Origin of the sequence: Streptosporangium sp. LJ11, assembly GCF_051918945.1 — a bacterium.
Classification (GTDB): Bacteria; Actinomycetota; Actinomycetes; order Streptosporangiales; family Streptosporangiaceae; genus Streptosporangium.
In genome coordinates, this window is sequence record NZ_JBPXMB010000018.1 from 55,133 (window position 1) to 76,586 (window position 21,454).

General features: G+C 69.6%; 16 protein-coding genes and 1 pseudogene. 12 read left to right on the forward strand and 5 right to left on the reverse strand.

Going from position 1 to position 21,454, the window contains the following annotated elements; translation table 11 throughout:
• Positions 1 to 19 precede the first annotated feature (19 nt).
• On the reverse strand, positions 20 to 913 hold the full coding sequence (locus ACTOQ3_RS25590) for a LysR family transcriptional regulator (protein ID WP_440085893.1): 894 nt from the start codon (positions 911 to 913) through the stop codon (positions 20 to 22).
• A gap of 119 nt (positions 914 to 1,032) precedes the next feature.
• Here ACTOQ3_RS25590 and ACTOQ3_RS25595 point away from each other — a divergent pair, with 119 nt between their 5' ends.
• The 8 genes and pseudogenes from ACTOQ3_RS25595 (at position 1,033) to ACTOQ3_RS25630 (ending at position 12,593) form a co-directional block, all read left to right on the forward strand.
• Complete coding sequence (locus ACTOQ3_RS25595; protein WP_440085894.1) at positions 1,033 to 2,172, forward strand: FAD-dependent monooxygenase; 1,140 nt, start codon at positions 1,033 to 1,035, stop codon at positions 2,170 to 2,172.
• Positions 2,173 to 2,174: 2 nt separating this feature from the next.
• A complete protein-coding gene (locus ACTOQ3_RS25600; RefSeq protein ID WP_440085895.1) occupies positions 2,175 to 2,369 on the forward strand; it encodes a hypothetical protein in 195 nt (64 codons plus the stop codon).
• A gap of 76 nt (positions 2,370 to 2,445) precedes the next feature.
• Positions 2,446 to 3,984 (forward strand): serine hydrolase domain-containing protein, encoded by a 1,539-nt coding sequence (locus ACTOQ3_RS25605; RefSeq protein ID WP_440085896.1) that lies wholly within the window; start codon positions 2,446 to 2,448, stop codon positions 3,982 to 3,984.
• Between the two features lie 145 nt (positions 3,985 to 4,129).
• A complete protein-coding gene (locus ACTOQ3_RS25610; protein WP_440085897.1) occupies positions 4,130 to 5,362 on the forward strand; it encodes a serine hydrolase domain-containing protein in 1,233 nt (410 codons plus the stop codon).
• 413 nt (positions 5,363 to 5,775) lie between these two features.
• Positions 5,776 to 6,702 (forward strand): annotated as a pseudogene (locus ACTOQ3_RS25615) (transposase); the annotation flags it as partial.
• Positions 6,611 to 7,180: a transposase gene (locus ACTOQ3_RS25620; RefSeq protein WP_440086062.1), complete on the forward strand. Its 570-nt coding sequence runs from the start codon at positions 6,611 to 6,613 to the stop codon at positions 7,178 to 7,180. The pseudogene ACTOQ3_RS25615 and the gene ACTOQ3_RS25620, both read left to right, overlap by 92 nt.
• Positions 7,181 to 8,586: 1,406 nt before the next feature.
• Positions 8,587 to 9,630 carry a hypothetical protein gene (locus tag ACTOQ3_RS25625; RefSeq protein WP_440085898.1) on the forward strand — a complete coding sequence of 348 codons (1,044 nt, stop codon included), beginning with the start codon at positions 8,587 to 8,589 and terminating at the stop codon, positions 9,628 to 9,630.
• Positions 9,631 to 9,695: 65 nt separating this feature from the next.
• Entirely contained in the window at positions 9,696 to 12,593 is a 2,898-nt protein-coding gene (locus ACTOQ3_RS25630; protein ID WP_440085899.1) for a phospholipase D-like domain-containing protein, read from the forward strand.
• A 671-nt stretch (positions 12,594 to 13,264) separates the two neighbouring features.
• Here ACTOQ3_RS25630 and ACTOQ3_RS25635 read toward each other — a convergent pair.
• Entirely contained in the window at positions 13,265 to 14,134 is an 870-nt protein-coding gene (locus ACTOQ3_RS25635; RefSeq protein WP_440085900.1) for a universal stress protein, read from the reverse strand.
• 339 nt (positions 14,135 to 14,473) lie between these two features.
• On the opposite strand from ACTOQ3_RS25635, the gene ACTOQ3_RS25640 reads away from it, so the two are divergent.
• Both ACTOQ3_RS25640 and ACTOQ3_RS25645 read left to right on the forward strand, forming a co-directional pair.
• Positions 14,474 to 15,376 (forward strand): universal stress protein, encoded by a 903-nt coding sequence (locus tag ACTOQ3_RS25640; RefSeq protein ID WP_440085901.1) that lies wholly within the window; start codon positions 14,474 to 14,476, stop codon positions 15,374 to 15,376.
• 38 nt (positions 15,377 to 15,414) lie between these two features.
• Positions 15,415 to 16,083 (forward strand): CBS domain-containing protein, encoded by a 669-nt coding sequence (locus ACTOQ3_RS25645; protein WP_440085902.1) that lies wholly within the window; start codon positions 15,415 to 15,417, stop codon positions 16,081 to 16,083.
• 200 nt (positions 16,084 to 16,283) lie between these two features.
• On the opposite strand, the gene ACTOQ3_RS25650 is transcribed toward ACTOQ3_RS25645, so the two are convergent.
• From ACTOQ3_RS25650 to ACTOQ3_RS25660, 3 genes are all read right to left on the reverse strand, one after another.
• The gene (locus tag ACTOQ3_RS25650) at positions 16,284 to 17,006 is read right to left on the reverse strand and encodes a CBS domain-containing protein (protein ID WP_440085904.1); all 723 of its coding nucleotides are present in this window, start codon (positions 17,004 to 17,006) and stop codon (positions 16,284 to 16,286) included.
• Positions 17,007 to 17,230: 224 nt separating this feature from the next.
• The gene (locus ACTOQ3_RS25655) at positions 17,231 to 17,905 is read right to left on the reverse strand and encodes a pyridoxamine 5'-phosphate oxidase family protein (protein WP_440085905.1); all 675 of its coding nucleotides are present in this window, start codon (positions 17,903 to 17,905) and stop codon (positions 17,231 to 17,233) included.
• A 246-nt stretch (positions 17,906 to 18,151) separates the two neighbouring features.
• Positions 18,152 to 18,532, reverse strand: a complete 381-nt coding sequence (locus ACTOQ3_RS25660) for a hypothetical protein (protein WP_440085906.1) — start codon at positions 18,530 to 18,532, stop codon at positions 18,152 to 18,154.
• Between ACTOQ3_RS25660 and ACTOQ3_RS25665 the strand changes: the two genes are divergently transcribed.
• Together ACTOQ3_RS25665 and ACTOQ3_RS25670 are read left to right on the forward strand one after the other, a co-directional pair.
• On the forward strand, positions 18,515 to 19,837 hold the full coding sequence (locus ACTOQ3_RS25665; RefSeq protein ID WP_440085907.1) for a phosphoribosyltransferase family protein: 1,323 nt from the start codon (positions 18,515 to 18,517) through the stop codon (positions 19,835 to 19,837). The genes ACTOQ3_RS25660 and ACTOQ3_RS25665 overlap by 18 nt on opposite strands.
• 560 nt (positions 19,838 to 20,397) lie before the next feature.
• Positions 20,398 to 21,294: a universal stress protein gene (locus ACTOQ3_RS25670; protein WP_440085908.1), complete on the forward strand. Its 897-nt coding sequence runs from the start codon at positions 20,398 to 20,400 to the stop codon at positions 21,292 to 21,294.
• Positions 21,295 to 21,454: the final 160 nt, after the last annotated feature.

Sequence of the window (21,454 nt, forward strand, 5' to 3'; positions counted from 1 at the left end):
TTCACCGTGGGTTCGGCGATCAGCTCTGGGGCGTAAGGGGGCCGAGGTCGCGGACGACCTCGGTCAGGGCGCGGATGAGCTCGTTGTCCGTCTCGTTGCGCCACACCATCGCGTACGGCAGCGGCCCCATGTCGGTGACCGGCAGGTAGGCGATGTCCGGCCGTACCCAGTAGCGGGTCATGTGGGCGGGGAAGAGCACGACGATCTCGGCCATGCTGGCGAAGGTGATGGCCTCTTCGGTGGTTTGCACCACGGGGCCGCGCTCGATCGTGCGGCCGCGGCGGGTCTCGCGTGGAATATAGGCGTCGTACCAGTAGCCGGGCCGGGTGTCGGACTGCGGGTGCTGGAAGTCGGCGGCGATCTCCAGGGAGACCGACGTGCGGCGGGTGAGCTCGTGGCCGGTGGAGACGGCCAGCACCCGGGGTTCGGCGAACAGGACCGGTCCCACGGTGAGGTCGGGCTCGTCGATGGGCAGCCAGGCGATCAGGACGTCGATGTCCCCGCGGCGCAGCGTGGCGAAGGCGTCGCTGAACTGGGTGCTCTGGACGCGCAGTTTCCACTGCGGGTGCCGTAGGCGAAAGACGTCCCAGTAGGGGCGCAGGTCGTAGGCGTTGGCGGGGAGCATGCCGACGCGCAGGGTGGCGGTGATGCCCTGGCCGGCGAGCTGGGCGCGCTCCATGCTGTCCTTCAGCCCGGCGTAGAGAGGCCGCAGGTCGTCGCGGAGCTGCCGGCCGACCGGCGTCAGCCGTACCGTGCGGTTGGTGCGCTCGAACAGCGGGGCGCCGATCTGCCGTTCCTGCTTCTGGATGGCCTGGGTGACGCGGGCGGGTGACAGGTACAGCCGGGCGGCGGTGCGACCGAAGTGCAGCTCCTCGGCCAGGGGCAGGAAGATCTCGATGTCGCGCAGTTCCACGCCTGACCTGCTCCGTTCACTCCCACTGAACGTGATCTTTCGAGGTTCGTCGTTGTTCCGGGTGTTCACCGTACTTGATCCTCGAATCGCACGAACCGTTCGTTCGATGGAGCATGTTGATGGACGTCCTCATTTCCGGCGCCGGCATCGCCGGGCCCGCTCTGGCGTACTGGCTGCGCCACCACGGTTTCACCCCCACCGTGGTCGAGCGGGCCCCGCAGCTGCGGACAGGCGGAGGCCCGGTGGACTTGCGCGGCGAGGCGCTGGACGTGCTGGACCGTATGGCCCTGCTGGAGCGGGTTCACGCGCTGAACCCGCACATCGGCCAAGCGGCGAGGGCGGACGATGACGGCACCCTGCCCGCGGTGGTCCTCGCGGCCGACCTGCAGATCCTCAGGGGCGACCTGATCGCCCTGCTCTACGAGGTCACCCGCCAGGAGGCGGAGTACGTCTTCGGCGACTCGATCACCGCCCTGGAGCAGGGCGCCAGCGGTGTGCGGGTCACCTTCGAACGCGGCCGGCCGCGCCGCTTCGCCCTGGCGGTCGGTGCTGACGGGCTGCACTCCTGCACCCGCTCGCTGGTCTTCGGGCCGCACCAGCGGTTCGTACGGCACCTGGGCATCTACACGGCGACCTTCAGTCTGCCCAACCACCTCTGCCTGCCCGACACCGGCCAGCTCCACAGCATGCCGGGCAAGGCGGCCGACATCTTCAGCGTCCGCGACAACACCGGGGCGTACGCTGCGCTGCACTTCGCCTGCGGGCCGCTGGCCTACGACCGCGACGACACCGAACAGCACAAGCGCATCGTGGCCGAGCGGTTCGCCGGCGAAGGCGGGCAGGTCGCGCGCCTGCTGGAGGAGATGAGCAGGGCGGAGGGCTTCTTCTTCGACGCCAACGACCAGGTGGAGATGGACCGCTGGTCCTCGGGCCGGGTGGTGCTGCTCGGGGACGCCGGCTACTGCGCGGCGCCGACCTCGGGCCGTGGCGCCTCCCAGGCGCTGATCGGCGCCTACATCCTGGCCGGCGAGCTGGCCGTGGCCAGCGGCGAGCACACGTCGGCGTTCGCCGCCTACGAGCGGGAGATGCGCGGCTTCGTCGCCGAGCATCAGCAGACGGGGCGAGAAGGGGCCGACCGGTTCTTCATGGGCACGCCCATCCAGGAAGGGCTTGGCATGGCCGACGCCGACGCGCCTGGGGTGGCCTGCGGGCAGATCGTCAGGCTGAAGGACTACGCGCCCAGCTTCGCAGCAACGTGACCGTGTCCGATGCAAACCATGAAGGCTCGATCTCCACCGGCCTTCACGCTCACCGCCACCAGGCGGTGTCGTGTCAGCGGCCGCGTCAGGACGGCGACGGCCTGGCGTCAGAGCGGCCGGCGATCGTGGATGCCATGAACGATTCGGCGAGGACGGCCTCGATGGTGGAGGCGATTTTCTCGGGCGACTCGGCCTGAGCCGCTCAGATACCCACACTCCAGCGTCCGCCCGTTCACGTGATTTTTCGTAACGAATGTGAAGGAGCACATAGCCATGTCCATCACCCTCCCCGAACAGGACCAGCTCACCTTGCGGACCGCCGCGTGGGGCGCCGTGTCACTGATGTCCGCCGCCGGTGCCGCCGGCTCGGCGCACAAGGCCGCCACCGAGGGCTCCATCGCCCTGACCTCCGCGACCGGCCTGGTCGGGCACGTGCTCGCCAAGGCCCCCAAGGGCGTGAAGTACGGCAAGACCGTGGCCGAACTCGCCGACCAGGTGCTGCCCGCCCTGACGCAGTCCGTCAGCCTGCTCCAGCAGCGGGACCCGGACGAGGCCGCCGACTTCCGCCGCACCGTCCTGGTCGCCGTCGAAGCGTCCACCCGGGGTGAGGCCGGCCCCGCCATGGCGGAGATGGCCCGCAAGATCACCGCGGCCCTCGACGCCGCCTCCGTCTCACCCGGCACGGTTGCCGCGGACAGCGTCCCGGCCGTGCCGGAGGCCGGCCAGGACCGCCTGGAGCTGGACAAGGTCCTCCAGGAGATGGTCGATGCCGGTTTCGTCGGAGTGTCGCTGCGGGTGCACGATGAGTGTGGTGAGTGGACGGGCAGCGCCGGAACGGCCGAGCTCGGCGGCACCGAGGCGGTGCCGGTGGACGGGCACGTGCGGATCGGCAGCAACACCAAGACCTTCATCGCCACGGTGGTGCTGCAGCTGGTGGCCGAGGGCAGGATCGGTCTGGACACGCCGGTGGATGACTACCTGCCGGAGTTCGGGCTGGACCGGCGGATCACGGTGCGGATGCTGCTGCAGCACACCAGCGGGGTGTTCAACTTCACCGGCGAGTACTACGAGGACGGCACGTTCGCACCCGGCATCCCGGCCACCATGGCGGGCCAGGAGTGGGTGGACCACCGCTTCCACACCTACCGGCCGGAAGAGCTGGCCCGCCTGGCGCTGTCCAAGCCGGCCCGCTTCGAGCCGGGCACCGACTGGAGCTACTCCAACACCAACTACGTGTTGGCCCGGCTGCTGATCGAGAAGGTCACCGGCCGCCCAGTGGCCGAGGACATGCACCGGCTCATTCTCGGCCCCCTCGGCCTGACCGGCACCATCCAGCCAACCACCGAGACCGACATCCCCGCCCCGCACGCCCACGCCTACTACCGCTACGAAGAAGACGGCGAGCAGAAGACTGTCGACACCACCCGGCACAACCCGTCCTGGATCTCCAGCGGCGGCGACATGATCTCCACCACCCGCGACCTGCACACCTTCATCGCCGCCCTGACCAGCGGCAAACTGCTGCCGGCCGAGCTGCTGGCCGAGATGTGCACCCCCGAAGCCAAGGCCGGCTACGGGCTGGGCGTGTTCATCCAGCAGGCGCCCGGCGGCGGCACCGTCATCACCCACAACGGCGGCATGGCCGGCCACGCCGCGCTCATGTACAGCACCCCCGACGGCAGCAAGACCCTGACCGCCACGCTCAACTACGTCGACGACGCCGCCCTGTCCATGGGAGCGGCCTTCCAGCAGGCGACCCAGCGCCTCGTCGCCGAGGTGTTCGGCAGCGGGCAGGCCGGACCGGCTCAATAGCCGGCCCTGAACACCAGAAACACGCCTGGGACATCTCGGTAGGCGAGCTGACGGGCACGCGGCCGCCTACCGGAACCCAGCCTCCCCACCCCCGCATTGCCCGGCGAACGGTTCGCCCTGAGCACGACGTTGAAGACGAGGAACCATGAGAACCCAACCCCTACCCGCGACCAAAGCCCTGCGGCGCATGGCGGTCACAGCGCTGGCGGCCACGCTGCTGGCCGGGACGGCCCCCCTGGGGTCGGCCACCGCGGACAGCAGCGTGACCGTGCCGGCGGCGGCCGGGCAGGACCGCCCGGAGCTGCAGAAGGCCATGCAGGCGTTCGTCGATGCCGGTTTCACCGGAGTGCAGCTGCGCGTGCACGACGAGCGGGGCGAGTGGGCCGGCAGCGCCGGAGTGCGCAAACTAGGTGCGACCGCGAAGCCGCCCACGAACGGGCGGTTCTGGACGGGCAGCATCATCAAGCCCTTCACCGCGACCCTGGTGCTGCAACTGGTGGCCGAGGGCAGGATCGCCCTGGACACGCCGGTGGACGACTATCTGCCCGAGTTCGGCCTGGACCGGCGGATCACGGCGCGGATGCTGCTGCAGCACACCAGCGGCCTGTTCAACTACACCGGCGACTTCGACCCCGACGGCACGTGGGTGCCGGGCATCTCCGCCAACGGCGACGCCTGGCTGCCCGCCCGCTTCCGCTCCTACCGGCCCGAAGAGCTGATCCGGCTGGCACTGTCCAAGCCGCTACGGTTCGAGCCGGGCAGCGACCAGCAGTACACCAACACCAACTACACCCTGGCCCTGCTGCTGATCGAGAAGGTCACCGGCCGCTCATACGCCGAGGAGCTGCAGCGGCGTATCCTGCGCCCGCTCAGGCTGGAGGGCACATCCGTGCCGGGCGACCGGACGCGGCTGCCCGGGCCGCACGCCCATGGCTACTACCGGTATGAGGACGCCGCCGGCCGGGAGCAGGTGGTCGACATCTCGCGCCAGAACCTCTCCCTGCTGGCCGGCGCCGGTGACCTGATCTCCACCACCCAGGACCTGCACACGTTCTTCTCCGCGCTGAACGGCGGCAAGCTCCTGCCGGCCAGGCTGCTGGCCGAGATGCGCGCGCCGCACTCGAAGATGGGCTATGGCCTCGGAGTGTTCGTGCAGGACCTGGGCCCGGGCTGCGGCAACGTCTACCAGCACAAAGGCAGCCCCCCGCACGGCTACGGCGCGCTGATGTACAGCTCCCCCGACGGCAGGACGACCGTGACCGGCTCGGTGACCTGGGTGGACGAGGCCACCAGGGGCCCAGCGAAGGATTTTCAGAAGCTGGTGGACACGCTCGTCGAGGAGGTCTTCTGCGACGGGCAGGGCGGGCCGCCTCAGTAGACGCGGCCGAGCACCGACAGTGTGCGTGGCCTGACGGCCCCACACTGGGCGATCAACAGCGCCAGGGCGCTGTCAACCTTTCTTTCCTGCGCCCCGCACCGGGGCCTGCTCCGCCGCGCCCACCGGACTCGCAACTGGGGCGCCCTGGACGCCTTCGGCGGCCCCATCGACCAACTAGAAGGCCGATGAAGATCTTGGGTTCTGGCCCCGCCGCGTGATCGGCGGGGCCAGACTCATATCTCGTGGTGATGGGGCAATGGGCCGGGGAGACAATTGGGCCGGATGTGTGGCAGACCTGCCGGGAGCTGATCCCGCCCGGGAGCGTGTTCGCGTTCCTGGCCGAGCATCGTGACCGGCTGTTTCCCGCGTCGATGTTCGCCGACATGTACCCCTCGGCCAACGGTCGTCCCAGCATGCCGCCGCAGGTCCTGGCGGCCGCGATCACGTTACAGGCCCTGCATGGCTTATCGGACTTCGAGACCGTCCAGGAACTGCGCTGTGACCTGCGATGGAAGGCCGCCTGCGGGCTCGGGCTGCACGATACCGCCTTCGATCCCTCGCTCCTGGCCTATTTCCGCCGCCGGCTGGCCCGCACCACGCGCCCGGCGCGGACCTTCGACGCGGTGCGTGAGGTGGTCAAGGCCACCGGGGTGCTCACCGGACGCCACCGCCGGGCGCTGGACTCGGCCGTGCTGGACGACGCGGTCGCCACCCAGGACACCATCACCCAACTGATCGCCGTTGTCCGTACGGTGATCCGCCACGTTCCCGGCGCCGTCCAGCTCGCCGCGTCCTGCACCGCCACCGACTACACCACCACAGGTAAACCGCCGATCGCCTGGAACGACGAACACGCCCGCGCCGACCTCGTCGACGCCCTGGTCAAAGACGCGCTGTATCTGCTGGAGCACCTGCCCGCACACGACCTGGACGACAAGGCCGCCCACGCGGTCGGGCTGCTGGCCCTGATCGCCGGGCAAGACGTCGAGCCCGACGGCGACGGTCGCGACGGTCGCTGGCGCATCGCCCGCGGCACCGCCGCCGACCGGGTGGTCTCCACCGTCGACCCCCAGTCCCGCCACGTCCACAAGACCCGCAGCCACCACCAAGAGGGATACAAGGCCCACCTGGCGGTCGAGCCCTCAACCGGGTTGTTCACCGCCGTGGCGCTGACCCCCGGTGCCGGGGCCGCTCACCACGAGTCCAGCCTCGCCCTGCCCCTGCTGGCTGATGAGGAGGTTTCGGTGGATGTCTTCGCCGACAGTGCCTACTCCGCCGGAGCAACCCGCAAGGATCTGCAGCAGGCCGGTCACCGGCTGTTCGTCAAACCGCCACCGGTTGAAGAGGGCCGTTCCTGGCGGGTTCAGCCTCGACGACTTCGTCATCGACACCACCGCCGACACGGTGATCTGCCCCGCCGGGCACCAGGTCCCGCTGGCAGCGCCCAAGGGCCGCTACCAGCAGCGCAAAGCGTTCTTCGCCGGCCAGTGCACCGGCTGCCCGCTCTGTCCCAGGTGCACCACGGCCACATCCGGGCGGATCTTGACCATCCGGCCCCATCACGACGACCTGGCCGCCGCCCGCCGGCAAGCCACCACCGACCCCGACTGGCAGGTCGCCTACCGCCGCTGGCGACCCCCCGTCGAACGCGCCGTCGCCTGGCTCGTCCATCGGGGCAACCGGCGACTCCGGTATATCGGGGCCACAAAGAACAACGCCTGGCTTCACACCCGCGCCGCCGCGCTCAACCTACGCACCCTCGTCAGCCTTGGACTCCACCACGACAGCGTCACCTGGCGAATCACGGCCATGCCCTGAAAGGCGGCATCGCCCGACAAACCAAGATCTTCATCGGTCTTCTAGGCCGCCGCTGGCCGCGCCGATCGGGGTCACCGCGACCGCCTTCGAGGGCGCCGCACACATCGAGCCTGACGGCACGGTCGACCCGCACCAGATGGACGTCGGCGTGCGCTGGAAACGTCCGAGCGCCTGCGACCTGACCCAGCCGGAGCTGGCCGCGGCGGCGTGGCTGATCGAGCGCACCGCCGCAGGCGGCCCCTACGAGCTGCTCAGCCAGCGCGAGTTCGACAAGGGCGCGAAGCCTGAGCCGACACCGATGGTGCTCACCGAGTCCCACACCCCGCTCGCACCGTTCCGACTCGGCATGTATGTCGACCGCCGACCCGGGTACGGCACCTTCCACTATCGGGTGCGTGCCCGGGATCTGTTCGGACGGACCAGTGGGCCCTCGGCACCAGCCGCAGTCGACGTGCGTGACCTAGTCCCCCCGAGCGCCCCTCTCAACCTGGCCGCAGACCATATCGAGCCCAAGGACCCCGAGCGCACCGGCAGCGCCGCGCTCGCCTGGGCCAACCGGGACACCCCGCCCAGCGCGACTCAGCGCGCCGCCACCCTCGTCCGCTGGACCTGGCCGGTCGGCCGCCAACGGCAGGCGCCCGACACCGACGAGTTCCGCCTGTACTTCCGGCACGGTCCACTCAACGCGGTCACCGGCTCCGTCCACACCGTCACCCCGCTCGGCGGCGACCGCTTTCGCGTCGACACCGACCTGCCGGCGATCGGGCCGGACTACCCCACGGCGCCGGCCCCGGTGGACCTCGGCGTGCTGCGCAACGAGGGCGAGGAGTACCCAGTCTTGACCATACAGCTCGCGACCAGCGGGCTGTCGCTCACGGTCATAGGGCCGCCTGCCTCGCCGCCGCTGCCGGGGCACTGCGCGCTGCGCTACGGTACGGGACGACCGCCGCTGCCCCCACACCCGGCATGGCGCTCATTCCGCGAGGCCGCCGACTGGGGCGGCCTCGTGCTCGGCCCGGGTCCCCAGACGCCGCTACGCATCGGCCTCGACGCGGTCATTCGCGGCCTGCTGCCAGCCGGGCTCGGAAGCGGGGACATCGAGATCAGCCGCCGCAGCGAGTCCGACCCCGCCGCGGGTGGCACGCATCTGCACTACGAGCTGAAGCTGCGCGGGCTCGAGCTGGCCCCGACCGCCGAACGGCCGCGGGCGCAGGGCTCGTTCGGCATCAGCGCCGCCGACGACGCCAACCCCGCCAACGAGAGCCGGGTGTCGGCACCTGTCGGCATCTTCGCCGTGCACCGCTCCCCGCCCGAGATCCCCACCCTGACGCTTCCGGAGGAGATCTTCGCCAGCCCGGCCGACTGGCACGGCCACTCCTGGTACACGCTCACCTGGACCGCACGGCGTGGGGTTCGGCTACCTGATCTACCGTGCGTCCGACGCCGAGCTACTCCAGGCCGCGAATGTAAGCATGGCCGCGCACCGCGCGCTCCCGCCAGGCCAGCAGCGCCAGCAACTGCGCGAGCTGGGCAGCCAGCAGGCCAACGCCGACGCATTCTCGCCCGTCAACCCGGAGCCGGTGTGGGCGGCGTCCGACGGTCCGGCGAGCTGGCTCGACCAGCTCGACGGCACCCTGCGCAACCGCTTCGTGTACCGGCTGCGCTCGATCGACCGGGCGGGCAATCTCGCACCGTGGCCGCCCAACCCTACCGCCGCCAAGGCCGGCGAGGTCGCGGTGGTCGTGGCCGTGCCGCCGTCGACCCCGCCCTCGCCGCCGCGCTGGGCCAGCTGGGAGCCGACCAGCGATGGGCTCGCCCTCCACTGGGTGCCGAGCCCGGAGGCCGACCTCGCCGGCTACCGCCTGTACCGCGCCGGCGACCTCGAGGCGGCTGGCGACCCGCGCGGCATGACGCCGCTGCTGGCTGGTGCCACGGGGGAGGGGGAGGGCGGCCTGGTCGCGGTCAGGGTCACCCGCGGCACCAGCCCGTCCCCGACCATCGAGGTCGAGCAGCTCCCGGTCGGCGACACCTCTCCGGACCGGCTGATCCGCTACGTGGACACGACCGTCGAGGGTGGCCGCGGCGCGTGGTACCGCCTCGTCGCGGAAGACGTCCACGGGAACCGTTCGCTGCCGTCCGAGGTGCTCCCGACGCGCTTCCCGAAGCGCCAGCCACCTGCGGCGCCAGCGTGGTCGTCCGCCGCGCCGGGGACAGGCGGGGTCGAGCTAACCTGGTCGGCGGTGGAGGACGACCTCGAGCCGCTGGTGCTCCGCCGCCGCCCCGACGACCTGCTCTGGCAGCCACTCGGCCCGTGGTTGCCGCGCGGCACCAGCACGTTCCTCGACGTCGAGGCGGAGGCGGGGACTACTTACGAGTACCTGGTGCGCGTCCGCGACCGCGTCGGTCACGTGGTCTCCGGGCCGGTCCAGACGATCATCTTGCCGCCCTGACGGGCGCCCAACCCACGGGAGGAGCGGCCGTACCCGAGTTCACCGGCAACGTCCATAGCCTCAACTTGACGCTGCCATTCCCGACACCGGCGGTGGGCACGACCGTGTTCGCGATCGGAAGGGCGTTCGGCGACCCGGCGACGGGCACCGACGGGCTGGACGTGTGGGTGGACGACAACGCGACCACGAGCTACGACCCCCCGGACGGCGACGCGGTGATGCTGCCGGTCGCCACCCTGCTCGCCTGCACGCACGGGTGGCTGCGCTTCGTCCCATCCGGCCAGCAGGTCCCAGGGCTCACCGACCGCACCAACGCGCCGCTCCAGGTCGCCGCGGACGCGCTCGTCCTCAAAGTGTGGCCGACCCTGCACGACAACCTCGAGCAGATGGTCACGCTTGGCAGCGTGCTCGTGCCCGACGTGCCTGCCGGCAGGGGCGGACGGCCGGCGCCAGAGTACTTCATCTACGAAAACGTCGACACCGTCACCCTGCGTCCGCACGTCGACGCCCTGATCGCGGAGGCGCGACCTACGCCGCCCGCCAGCGACGCCGAGCGCGTCGCGATGGCGGAGGCGTTCCTCGCTGGCTCGCTGCAGATCCTCGCCCGCGCCGGCCGGGTGATCGGCCAGGCGAAAGCCGGCGCCCCCGCCGGAGTCGCCCCGCTCGCAGGGAGTGGCGCCTCCTGGAAGCGGCTCACGCTGCGCATGGTGGACCGGCTCGGACAGCTGTTCAACCCCGGCTGGTGGCTGCGGCGCGTGCGCGAGCTGTCCCAGGTAGCCGAGATCCCGGTGATCGTGGACAAGACCCTGATCCCGTCGCGGGATTCGATCGGTGGCCATCCCCTGCCAGGGCTCACCCCGGCCAGGCAGATCGTCGACTGGCGCGACGCCGGGCTGCGGCCGCGCGCGGGCCGGGAGTTCTTCCTGGCGGGCGAGGGCACCGACCCGAATATTGCGACGCGGAGGACGACCAGCGCTTGGGGGCTGTGGGTCGGCCCGGACCTGGCGGTGGGCGCCGACCCGCTGGCGGTCTTGACCGTGGTCGTCGGAGCGACCGCCGACCACGTCGTTCTGGGCACCCTGCCCAACGCCGAGCGCTCCGAGTTCCGCCTGGCTCGCCACCTACTCGCCGACGACTATCTGGTCCTGTCCGAGGTCGACCTGGCGGAGTGGTTCCCTGAGTGCCCGGCGGCCACACCGCCGGTCGAGCCGCTGCGCCGCTACACGCAGGGCAACAGGGTGACTGCGCTGCTCGACGCGCGCGACACATTCTGGGAGCTATACAAGGCGATGCGCCGCACCTTCCGCGACGAGGACTACACCGATCTCGGGCCCGACAATGACCTACCGCCGGAGGGCCCTCTACTGGCTGAGGCCGACCGCGCTGGGCACAAGCTGTGGATCGCGGGCTGGAAGCTCAGCCCTCACCAGTTCATGCGTGACCTGCCGCAGGATTACGTCGAGATCGACTTCAACGAGAACGGGGTCTCACCGGTCCCCGGCAGTCCGGTTGGCACGCCCGGCTACAACCCGCGCGGCCACATCATGGGTGTGTTGCTCGCCGCCGCCGCCGCCGCGGGCGTGGACGTACGTGCCATGCTGTGGCGGCAGCTCCAGCCCGAGCCGGACTTCCATAGCGACAACACCGCCGCAGTGCACGTACTCGACCCGGCGACGCCCGGCAGCCCCCAGGCGATCCTCGACGCGGTCGGGCGCACCTTGAGTGCCCACCACCAGAAGGCGGTCGTGGTCGAGAACATCGACGGTCGCGCTGCCTTCCTCGGGGGCATCGACATGGCCCTCGACCGCTGGGACTCCGGCGAGCACCGCCCCAACGACCCCCGTGCCCAAGGCGGCCGAGCGGCGACCGAGGACCACCCCTACCTCGGCTGGCACGACGTTCACTGTCACATCACCGGGCCAGCCGTCGATGATGTCGAGACCAATTTCCGTCAGCGCTGGAACACGCACCCGGCGGCCCAGACCGGCGGCCACACGCTTGTCCCCGGTCGCTCGACGCCGCTCGACCCCATCCCGGGCGCAGGCCACTTTGTGCAGATCAACCGGACCTTTCCAGCCGGAGTGCCCATCTGGATGTTCGTCCCCCCGAGCGTTGGTGAGAGCGGCGCGCTCGCGGCCAGGCTGAATGCGGTCCGCCGAGCCCGGCGGCATATCCACATCGAGGACCAGTACCTGGCGATGTTGAACCTGGACGACTACGTGGCTCTGCTCGCCAGCCCAAACCCCCTCACCTTCACCCCGTCGGACCCCGACACGCTGGCTGCGGTCCTACGCGCCAAGCTGGTCGGCCCTGACCCGGTCAGAGTCAGCATCCTGATCCCGAAGAAGCTGATCGAGACGCCGGACTTTGCCAACATGGTCTTGTACGAGCTGCGACGGCGTTTCATCACCTTCCTCACCCATGGGCTGACCGACGAGGAGAAACGCGACCGGTTGCTCGTATTCCACCTGCGCAACGCCTCGGGCGTGTCCACCTACATGCACGCCAAGACAATGATGGTCGACGACCTGTGGGCGAGCATCGGCTCCAGCAACATCGGTCACCGCAGTCAGACCTACGACAGCGAGATCAACTGCGACGTGGTCGACGGCGCAATGCATCGCGGACGACGCCTGTACACGACCGACCTGCGCGTACGGCTCTGGAGTGAGCACCTGCAGCTAGCACTGAACGAGCGCCACTTGGTCCTCGACGCACGCGCCGGGTTCGAGCTGCTGCGGCGCGCGACCGAAGCCGACTGGCCCCGGCCGCATCATGTCCAGCCGTACGACCCGGAGTACTACGGCGACGACCTGGACGAACCGGGTGCGCCGCCGAAGTACGACCCGCTGAACGCTACCCACGAGGTGGTCCGCACCCACTGGGTCGATCCGGACGGCCGTCACCCCGACGACCCGGCGCTCGACTATGCCGCACTGCTCCAACTGCTCCAGTCGCTTTAACTCTAAGGGTCCCGGTAGCAATGGCTGTGAATCCAACGATGTTGCTGCTGACCTGCGGAGACTTCTTGGGAAACACGACCACGAGACGACGGGCCGCGCTCCATCCATGCAGGTCAGACCCATATCCGTTGGATTCTCCGCGATTGCTACCGGGACCCCATCCTGGCCGGCTCACGGAGCTTCCACGTCTCCGGTACCCCCGGTCCGCTCCTGGAGGGGGAGACCGGGCGAGCCCGCCAGTGGGGGATGGCGCCGGCCTCGGCACGACGGGCCGGCGCTCACCGGATCACGTAGGAGCCGGCCCGGCGTCATGCCCGCGGGAGGGGTCTGCCGTCCGGGCGCCGGGGAATCCGCGCGGACCGGCCGGTCCGCGTAGCCGTGCGCCAGGACAGGGGCTGGGCGGGTTCGGCTCGGCCGTGCTGGGCTCGGTCAGCCACGGCGCAGGGCATGTCCGGGAAATATTGGACATTATTAATCTACAACGTAAAGGCGACGGATTGATCAAAAACGGACAAACAGTACAAAAGGACTAAAGGCAGACATCAAAAACAGGAGCGGGCCTGTGCTGTCCGGCATGCGCAATGCGAAAACCCCGATCGCCAGCCGATTGCCGTGGCGTGCCTTTCCTGCGGCACGGCAATCGATGTCACGGCGGTGTCGTGCCGGAAGACTCAGTTGCCGCGGGGGTGCGGGGCGCGGTGGACGGCGACGGGCGCCTGGGCGTGGTGGAGGAGGGCGCGTACGGTCGAGGTGAGGAACAGTTTCCGGGCGGGGGTGCCCACGATGACCAGTTCGGCGGTCTCGGAGGCGTCGATGAGCGCTTTGGCCGGATGTTCGTGTACGACGTGCTCGATGAGGGTCACGTCGGGGAATCTCTCTCGCCGGCCGCCGAGTGACTCGGCCAGCAGCCGGGCCTCTTCGTTGCCGACGTCTTCGACGTCGTAGACGAGTGGTTGCATGTCGCCGGGTGCTCTGGTGGTCGGGTGGGTCCAGGCGTGCACGGCTCGTAGCGGGCGCCGGCGTAGGGCTGCCTCGTTGAAGGCGAATTCCAGGAGGGGGTCCTGGTCGGTACGTCCGGTGACGCCGACGGCGATTTCGGTGTCTTGGGTGGTGGGCAGTCGATTGACGATCACTACTGGGCATGGGGATCGGGTGGCCAGGTCGTGGCTGACCGAGCCCAGGAGGAGGCCGGTGAATCCGCCCAGGCCTCGGCGGCCGACGACGATCAGCTGTGCGGTCTCGGCCGCGGCGGCGATCGCCTCGGCGGCGCTTCCGTCGAGGATCTCGGTGGTGATCTTCAGGGTGGGGGCGTCGGAGTGGGCCTGTTCGACGGCCTGGTGAAGGAGTTCCTTGCAGGCGGCTTCCTCGGTGGGTCCCCAGTGGGCGGGCTGGGGGACGAGGGGGACGTCGTAGGCCCAGCGGAGGGCGGCGTGTACGACGTGCAGGGGCGCCTTTCTCAGTGTGGCCTCCTGCGCCGCCCAGGTTACGGCCTGTAGTGAGGATGTCGAGCCGTCGACGCCGACGACGATGGGTTCTGTCATGGTCATCACCTTCGGTTCGTTGCCCGGGGCCGGTGTTCTGGGGTCGGTGGGTGGACTTGCGACTGGATGAGGTCATCTGCTCGTGTCTTCCGCGGCCCTGGTTTCTCTCATCTTTCGTAGCTCTGTCGTCTGCCGGGTAGGGGCGAAGGTCCCGAGGGTGTCGTCGGGTGTCGTTTCGTTGTCCGGCCGGACGGGGCGGTTGGTGGAAAATCATGATGTGTTCCCTGTTTGCGCAGGTCAGTGCTGTGATGAGGGGGGCGGAAGGTCCCATGCTGTTGGGACTTTCCGCCCTGCTCTTCGTGGTCTGTCCTGGCGAGCATGGAGAGGGAGGTGAGAGTGATGACCGGTATCCGTGAGGTCGTCGTTGGTTATGACGGTTCTGACTTCTCCATGCAGGCCCTGGAGTGGGCGATGGACGAGGCTGAGCTTGGGAGGTTGCCGCTGAGGGTGGCTCACGCGTGGCGGTGGCCGTACGGGGAGGCCGGTGAGGAGGCCAAACTTCATCTGCGTAAGGCCGCCGAGCATGTGCTGTACCACGGGGCCGACTGTGCTCGCGCGTGCAGCACCCTGGCTGATGTCACCACGGATCTGTATGAGGGGGCGGCTGCTGAGCGGTTGGTGGCGCTGTCGGAGCGTGCGTTGTTGATCGTGGTGGGTTCTCGTGGCATGGGTACCTTGGCCAGGGCTGTTTTGGGGTCGGTCGCCGGGTATGTGGCGGCGCACGCGCGCTGTCCGGTGATCGTGGTGCGTGGGCCCGGTCCGATTCCCGTGCCGAGGGAGCGCGGTGCGGTGGTTCTGGGGATGAGTGGTAACACCTCTGACGGGGTGATCGAGTTCGCTTTCCGTGAGGCCCGTATCAGGCGGTTGAAGCTGACGGCGGTGCATGCCGGGCGTTTGCAGCCGTTGGCGCACGAGGTGCGGGTCGCGATGAACGCGGTGGAGGACGGCATGCTCGAGCGTCTGGGGCCGTGGCGGGTCGCCTATCCCGGGGTGGCTGTTCGTGCGTGTTTCGCCGCCGCGTCCGCGAAGGATCTGTTGGTGGACGCGTCCAGGGAGGCGAGTTTGGTGGTGGTCGGTGGAGCACGTGAGCACGGCAGGCTTGGCTCGACCTGCAGGTCGGTTCTTCAGCACGGTCTGTGTCCCGTCGCGGTCGTTCCGGCCGGCTGGGAGAGTCCGCTGCGTGGCGAGCCCATGTCGTCGGACAGCGATGCCTCCGGTGACGCGCGGGTCTTCAAAGGCTGATCGAGGCTGACCGGGGTGGGGCTGAAGGGAGATGAATCATGGCGCTTCAGGTGAAGGATGTCATGGGTGCGGTGGCCATCGCGGTTCGTGCGGAGGCGGCGTTCTCGGAGCTGGTGGAGACCATGCGTCGTTTCAAGGTGGGCGCGGTCGCCGTGGTCGACGGTGAGGGACGTCCTATCGGGGTGGTGTTGGAGGATGACCTGTTGTTGAAGGAGGTCGATGTCTCGGGTGGCGAGGCGGTCCTGGCGGGTCATCGGCGATGCCGGGAGCATGAGAAGGCCGCTGGGATGACCGCGCGGGACGTCATGACCAGTCCTGCGTTGACGGTCATCGGGCAGACCGCGGTGCGGGAGGCGGCCCGTCTGATGCACGCCAACCGGGTCAAGCAGCTACCGGTGGTCGACGTCGCCAGTGGGAAGATCGTCGGCACTGTGCACCAGGCCGACCTGCTGAAGGTCTTTTCCCGGCGGGCCTGTGATGTTCTGGCGGATGTGGCGGTGGCCGTCGCACGTCTGAGTCTGGATCCGAGAGCGCTGACGATCACGGTTGAGGCGGGGGTGGTTCGTGTCGCGGGAGAGCTCGCCAGGCGTTCGCAGGTCGCTGAGATCGTCGAGGCTGGGCGCCGAGTGGACGGGGTCGTCGATCTGGACGTCGATGCCACCTATGACGAGGACGATGTGCGAGGGGGATCGACGTCACTTTCGTAGTCATGACGTCCTTTGCCTTCGCGTGCGTCGCCGACCTTCTTCGGGCTGTGGGTCCGCGGGGGTGGGGTGCGTCCACGTATTCGTTCTTGTGTGGATCGGGTCGCGTCGAGGATGTGGCGGCTCGTCTGTTTTTCGATTGTTTTCCTCTGGGGCGTCCGCTGGTGGGGTCGTTCTTGGGGGTGGCGAGCGGCGAGTCGTGTTCACCCGGTCCGCTGACGCGATTCTCCGTTCGTATGCTCGGCATCCCTCGTTTCCCGGTGGGGGGTGTTGTCCCGGTCCCAGGTGAGTTCGTCGATCACGTCGACGACTCCGTTGATCTGCCGGGTCATCCACAGTGTGGTCCGCGTGTCCGCGCGCAGGGTCATCCGCCCGCTCAGGGTCACCACGCCGTCCTTGACCGTGACCTGGACACGGGAGGTGTCCATCCACAACGATCGCGTCAAGACCTCCACGCGGACCTCGTGTTCGATCTCGCGGTCGGAGCGGATGAACATCTTCAGCAGGTCGCAGCGGCTGATGATGCCCGCCAGGCGGCCGTGTTCGTCGATCACCGGGAGCCGTTTGACGGCTTTCTCGTGCATCAGGCGGCCGGCGGCCACCACCGAGGCGTCCTTTGAGATCGTGACCGCGGGGGTGCTCATCAGGTCTCGGGCCACCTCGCCCCCGGTCCTCCCCGCGCGCGGCTTTTGTGGTGGTGTGGTGGGCGATGGGTGGTGCTCGCCGGGAAACTGCTCCCAGAGCTGCCGTCCGCGCAGCAGGTCGGCTTCGGAGACGACACCCGCCACGTGGCCCTCGTCGTCCACCACCGGCAGGGCGCTCAGCGCGTGGGTGAGAAGCATCTCGGTGATGTCCTTGAAACAGGTGTTCTCACCCGTTGAGATCACCTGACAGGTCATCACGTCCTTGACGGTGACATGGTGCATCTCTGCCTCCGGACACGTGGTGAAAATTGGTCCATAGGGGCAGGATCGGTCATGCTCACGGCATTCTGTAGGGTCCAAGTGCTCTCCGGGCGGGGACTGTCGGCTCTAAGAGGTGCGGTCGAACCGATCAGCGGCTGCACTTCTTCCCTTCAGCCGTGGTTCGGCCGGATCGGAAGGGAACGGCCGAAGGCGGGTGGTCATTCGAGTGGCCGCCCCGGCGTGGCTCACCGGCCGTGCCGGATGCGGCGGCCGGTGATCTCGGCGGGGGTGATCTTGACGTAGAGCTCGCGGTCGCCGCCGGCCCAGGGCTGGACGCTCAGGGCCGTCACGGCCGTCTGCTCCTCGGCGGTGGAGACGTGGTGGACGCCGCCGCGGATGAGCACGCTCCAGCCCTCGCGGTTGGCGTCGTCGATGCGATCGACCTCGAAGGCGATTTTGAACTCGACCCCCTCCACCCCGGTGCTGAGGTTGGTGTCAAGCGGGCCGCCGAAGGCGGTGCGGAAGATCACGCAGCCCTCGTGGAGGACGTAGTTGACCGGCAGGATCGTCGGGCCGCCGAGGTCGTCGAAGGCCAGCCGTCCGACCCCGCCGGGTGAGATGAGCCGCAGACACTCCTGCGTGTCCAGGCTCTCCAGCTCGGGATGAAGGGCGGCTCGTCCCTGCCCGGGCGGCTGGTCGATGGTCGCTCCGAGGAGTTCGGCGGTGCTGGTGTCCAGAGCGGCGGCCAGGCGCTCTATGGTCTCGACGGCGGGTGCGGCCGCCCTCTGCTCCACGTAGGCGAGGTAGGAGGGGGTGATTCCCGCCCGGTTCGCCAGCTCTTCCCGGTCCAGGCCGAGGCTTTCGCGTCGGCTGGCGATCCGGCGGCCGAGGTCGCCGGCGGCGGCGAGGCGTTCAGCCATGGGATTCTCCCCTCAAAAGGCGGACATCGTCGGCGGAGGCCGACTTCGTGCGGCGTGCGGCGGGGCCGCATCGGACACGGCGCCGGGCTCTGGTGGGCGGCCTCCGGCGACGTCTTCTCACTGGGAACGCTATGGCCAGGGGAACGGGAGGCAACAGGGCCGAAAGTCCTGTTCATCGCGGCCGGGTGCCCTTGTCGGTTCAGGCACCTGACCTGGGCCGGCACCGTGGCCGGCTCATCGCACCGCTCATCCATCGTGGCCGCCGGGTGCTCGTCCCCGCGACGGGCGCGTTCGCCTGAGCTCGGCGAACTGCCGGGTGTGCTTGGCCCGGCCGGCCACTGTCTCGCCGGCCCTCGGTATCTTGGTGAGGAGGACGAGGACCTCCAGCCCAAGCCGTACTCCGAACGGGCACAGCAGATCATCGACGAAGAGGTCGCCCGCCTGATCCGCGAGGCCGAGAGAGGCCGAGAAACGCGCGGGCGACGCATCTGGACCTGGACGCCACCACACGGGGCCGCTAGTCAGGACCTTCAGCCCTATCGCCGGCGTGGGTTTCCCGTCGATGGTGGTGAGTGAGGTCTCGTTGTCGCAGGTTGCGAGGTGGGCGAGATGTTCGTTGATCGCCATGACGCGGGGACGCGGCTGGCCGAGCGGCTGCGCGGGTTCGCCGGTGCTGGGAACGTGGTCGTCGTGGGGCTGCCCAGAGGTGGCGTGCCGGTGGCGTTCGAGGTGGCCAGGGCCCTTGGTGCTCCGCTGGATGTGATCGTCGTCCGCAAACTCGGGGTGCCGTTCCAGCCGGAGGTCGGGTTCGGCGCCCTGGGGGAGGGTGGGGTGCGCGTGGTCGATCGCGACATCGTGCGGCGCGCGAATCTCACCCGGGAAGAGATGACCGTGGTGGAGGAGCGGGAGCGGGCCGAACTCCTGCGCCGCGGGCGCCGCCTGCGTGGTGAGCGTGCCCCGGTGGATCTGGCGGGCCGTACGGTGATCGTGGTGGATGACGGCATCGCCACCGGCGGGACGGCTCGCGCCGCCTGCCGGGTGGCTCGCGCGCGTGGTGCCTCACGAGTGGTGCTGGCGGTTCCGGTGGGAGCGCCGGAGACGATCGAGAGCCTGCGTGAGGTCGCCGATGAGGTGGTCTGCCTGCGGGCGCCGGAGTTCTTCTACGCGATCGGTGCCTGGTACCGCGATTTCTCCCAGGCCACCGATGATCAGGTGGTCGAGCTGCTGAGCCGGGCCGCAGCCTCGGAGGGCGAGCGCGAGGGAAATGCGCGGGAATCCGATCCGCCCGGCCCCGCCGGGGAGGTTTGGATGGATGCCGGAGGGGTCCGGCTGCCCGGCCGGCTCGTCGTTCCGCGGAACGCCGCGGGGGTGGTGGTGTTCGTGCACGGCAGCGGCAGCAGCCGGCACAGCCCGCGCAACCGGCGTGTGGCCTCGATGCTCAACCGCGCGGGTCTGGCGACGCTGTTGTTCGACCTGCTCACTCCGGAGGAGGAGTTCGACCGGGGCAACGTGTTCGACATCGGGTTGCTGGCCGGCAGGCTTGTCCGGATAACGGGCCGGCTGGATGGTCATCCTGAGGTGGCGGGTCTTCCGGCCGGTTATTTCGGGGCGAGCACCGGAGCCGCGGCCGCGCTGTGGGCGGCGGCGGAGCCGGGCGTCGAGATCGCCGCCCTCGTCTCCCGGGGTGGGCGGCCCGATCTGGCCGGGCCGCGACTTCCCGCGGTGCGGGCGGCGACCCTCCTGATCGTGGGAGGCCGCGACGAGGCGGTGATCGGCCTCAACAGGGCGGCACAGAGGCGGTTGCGTTGCGAGAACATGCTCCAGATCGTCCCTGGCGCCACACACCTGTTCGAGGAGCCTGGAGCGCTTGAGCGCGTCGCGGCTCTCACCCGGGACTGGTTCGCCCGCCACTTCGAGCCACCGCTGAGCTGACGTGGCGGCGGAGCGTGTGGATCTCATCGCGCTGGGATGGTCACAGCGCCTCGACGGCCGCCCGGGCAGGCCGAGAGGCGAAACACCTCACCAAAGGTCGAGAAAGGGTAGTCAAGGACTAAAAGTCCCTCCCGGGTGGATCCATGGAACCCGATGGGGTGGAGGGAGCGGGTCCATGATGAAGGTATGGGTCCGGCCGGCCATTTCGACGCCTTCCGCGCGCCGGCCAACCGGCGTGGACGTCCCGGTGCCCGGACAGGTCTTCTGCGCCTTTCACTTCCCCTCCGGCGGGGTCAACACCCTGACCTCCGATCACGCGGACACCGTGACGTCATGCCCGGAGTACAAGGTGACCGCGGTGCGGCTGGTCCCCGGGTCCGCCGCCGCGGCGCGACGGGGTGAATGACCTTCGCGCGCCGCCCGGATCATCCGCGGGCCCGTCCCGGGCCGGCCGGCGGGTGCGGTCCCGTGCCGAAAGGCGGAAGGTTCTCCGAGGACGGGATCTTCCGCCCTGCTGATGAAGCTCGGCATCGCCGAACGATGGAACAGAGGTGAGGACCATGACGAAACAACGCGGGATCGTCATCGGCTATGACGGTTCGGACTTCTCCCTGCGGGCCCTGGAACGGGCGACGGAGGAGGCGGAGTGCCGCAGGCTCCCGCTCACCGTCGCCTACGCGTGGCGGTGGCCGTACGGCGAGGCCGACGGCGAGGCCAGGCTCCATCTGAGCAAGGCGGCCGAGCACGTGCTGCTCCACGGCGCCAAATGCGCCCACGCGCACTCCGCGATCGTCGAGGTGGTGACCGACCTTCACGAGGGCTCGGCCGCGCGGCGGCTCGTCGAGCTGTCCGCCGACGCGGAACTGCTCGTGGTCGGCGCCCACGCCCAGGGGGTGACCGCCCGGTTCATGATCGGCTCTGTCGCGGCGTTCGTGGCGGCCCGCGCCCGATCTCCGGTGATCGTCGTGCGTGAGGCGGGCCAGGTGCCCGTACTCCCGCAGCCGAGGCCCGTCGTCGTGGGGGTCAGGGACACCACGGCCGACGCGGTGCTGGATTTCGCGTTCCAGGAGGCGGCCCTGCGGCATCTGCCCCTGTGGGTGGTGCACGCCGGTCATCCGCGCTCGCTGGCATGGGGCATCGCCATGGCCCACGTTCCCGATCTCGAAGACTCGGCCCGGGTCTGCCGCGAGCGGGTGGAGGAGCGTCTCACACCGTGGCGGCGGAAGTACGCGGACGTCCGCCTCGAGGTGCGTTCGGCCACGACCGCGCCCAGGGAGGCTCTGCTGGTCTCGTCGGCCGAGGCCGGCCTCGTCGTGGTCGGCAGGGGCCGGACGGCGTCTCGCACCGGCCACCTCGGAGCGATCCCCGGATCCCTGGTCAGGCACGCGTCCTGCCCCGTGGCCGTCGTGCCGTCCTCCGAGGAGCACGGCTCCTCGCCCACGCCGCCCACCGGGTAGGCGAGGGCCCCGGGAGGGCCCCGGGAGGGCACCGCGAGGCCCGCCCGGCGGTCGGCCCCTCGGGAGAACGGGCTGGTGGCGGGCTGGTGACGGAGGTCGGAAGTCCCTGACGGACGGGTCTTTGGGCCGCTGTGGAAAGCGCCGCCGGCCGGTGGAATGG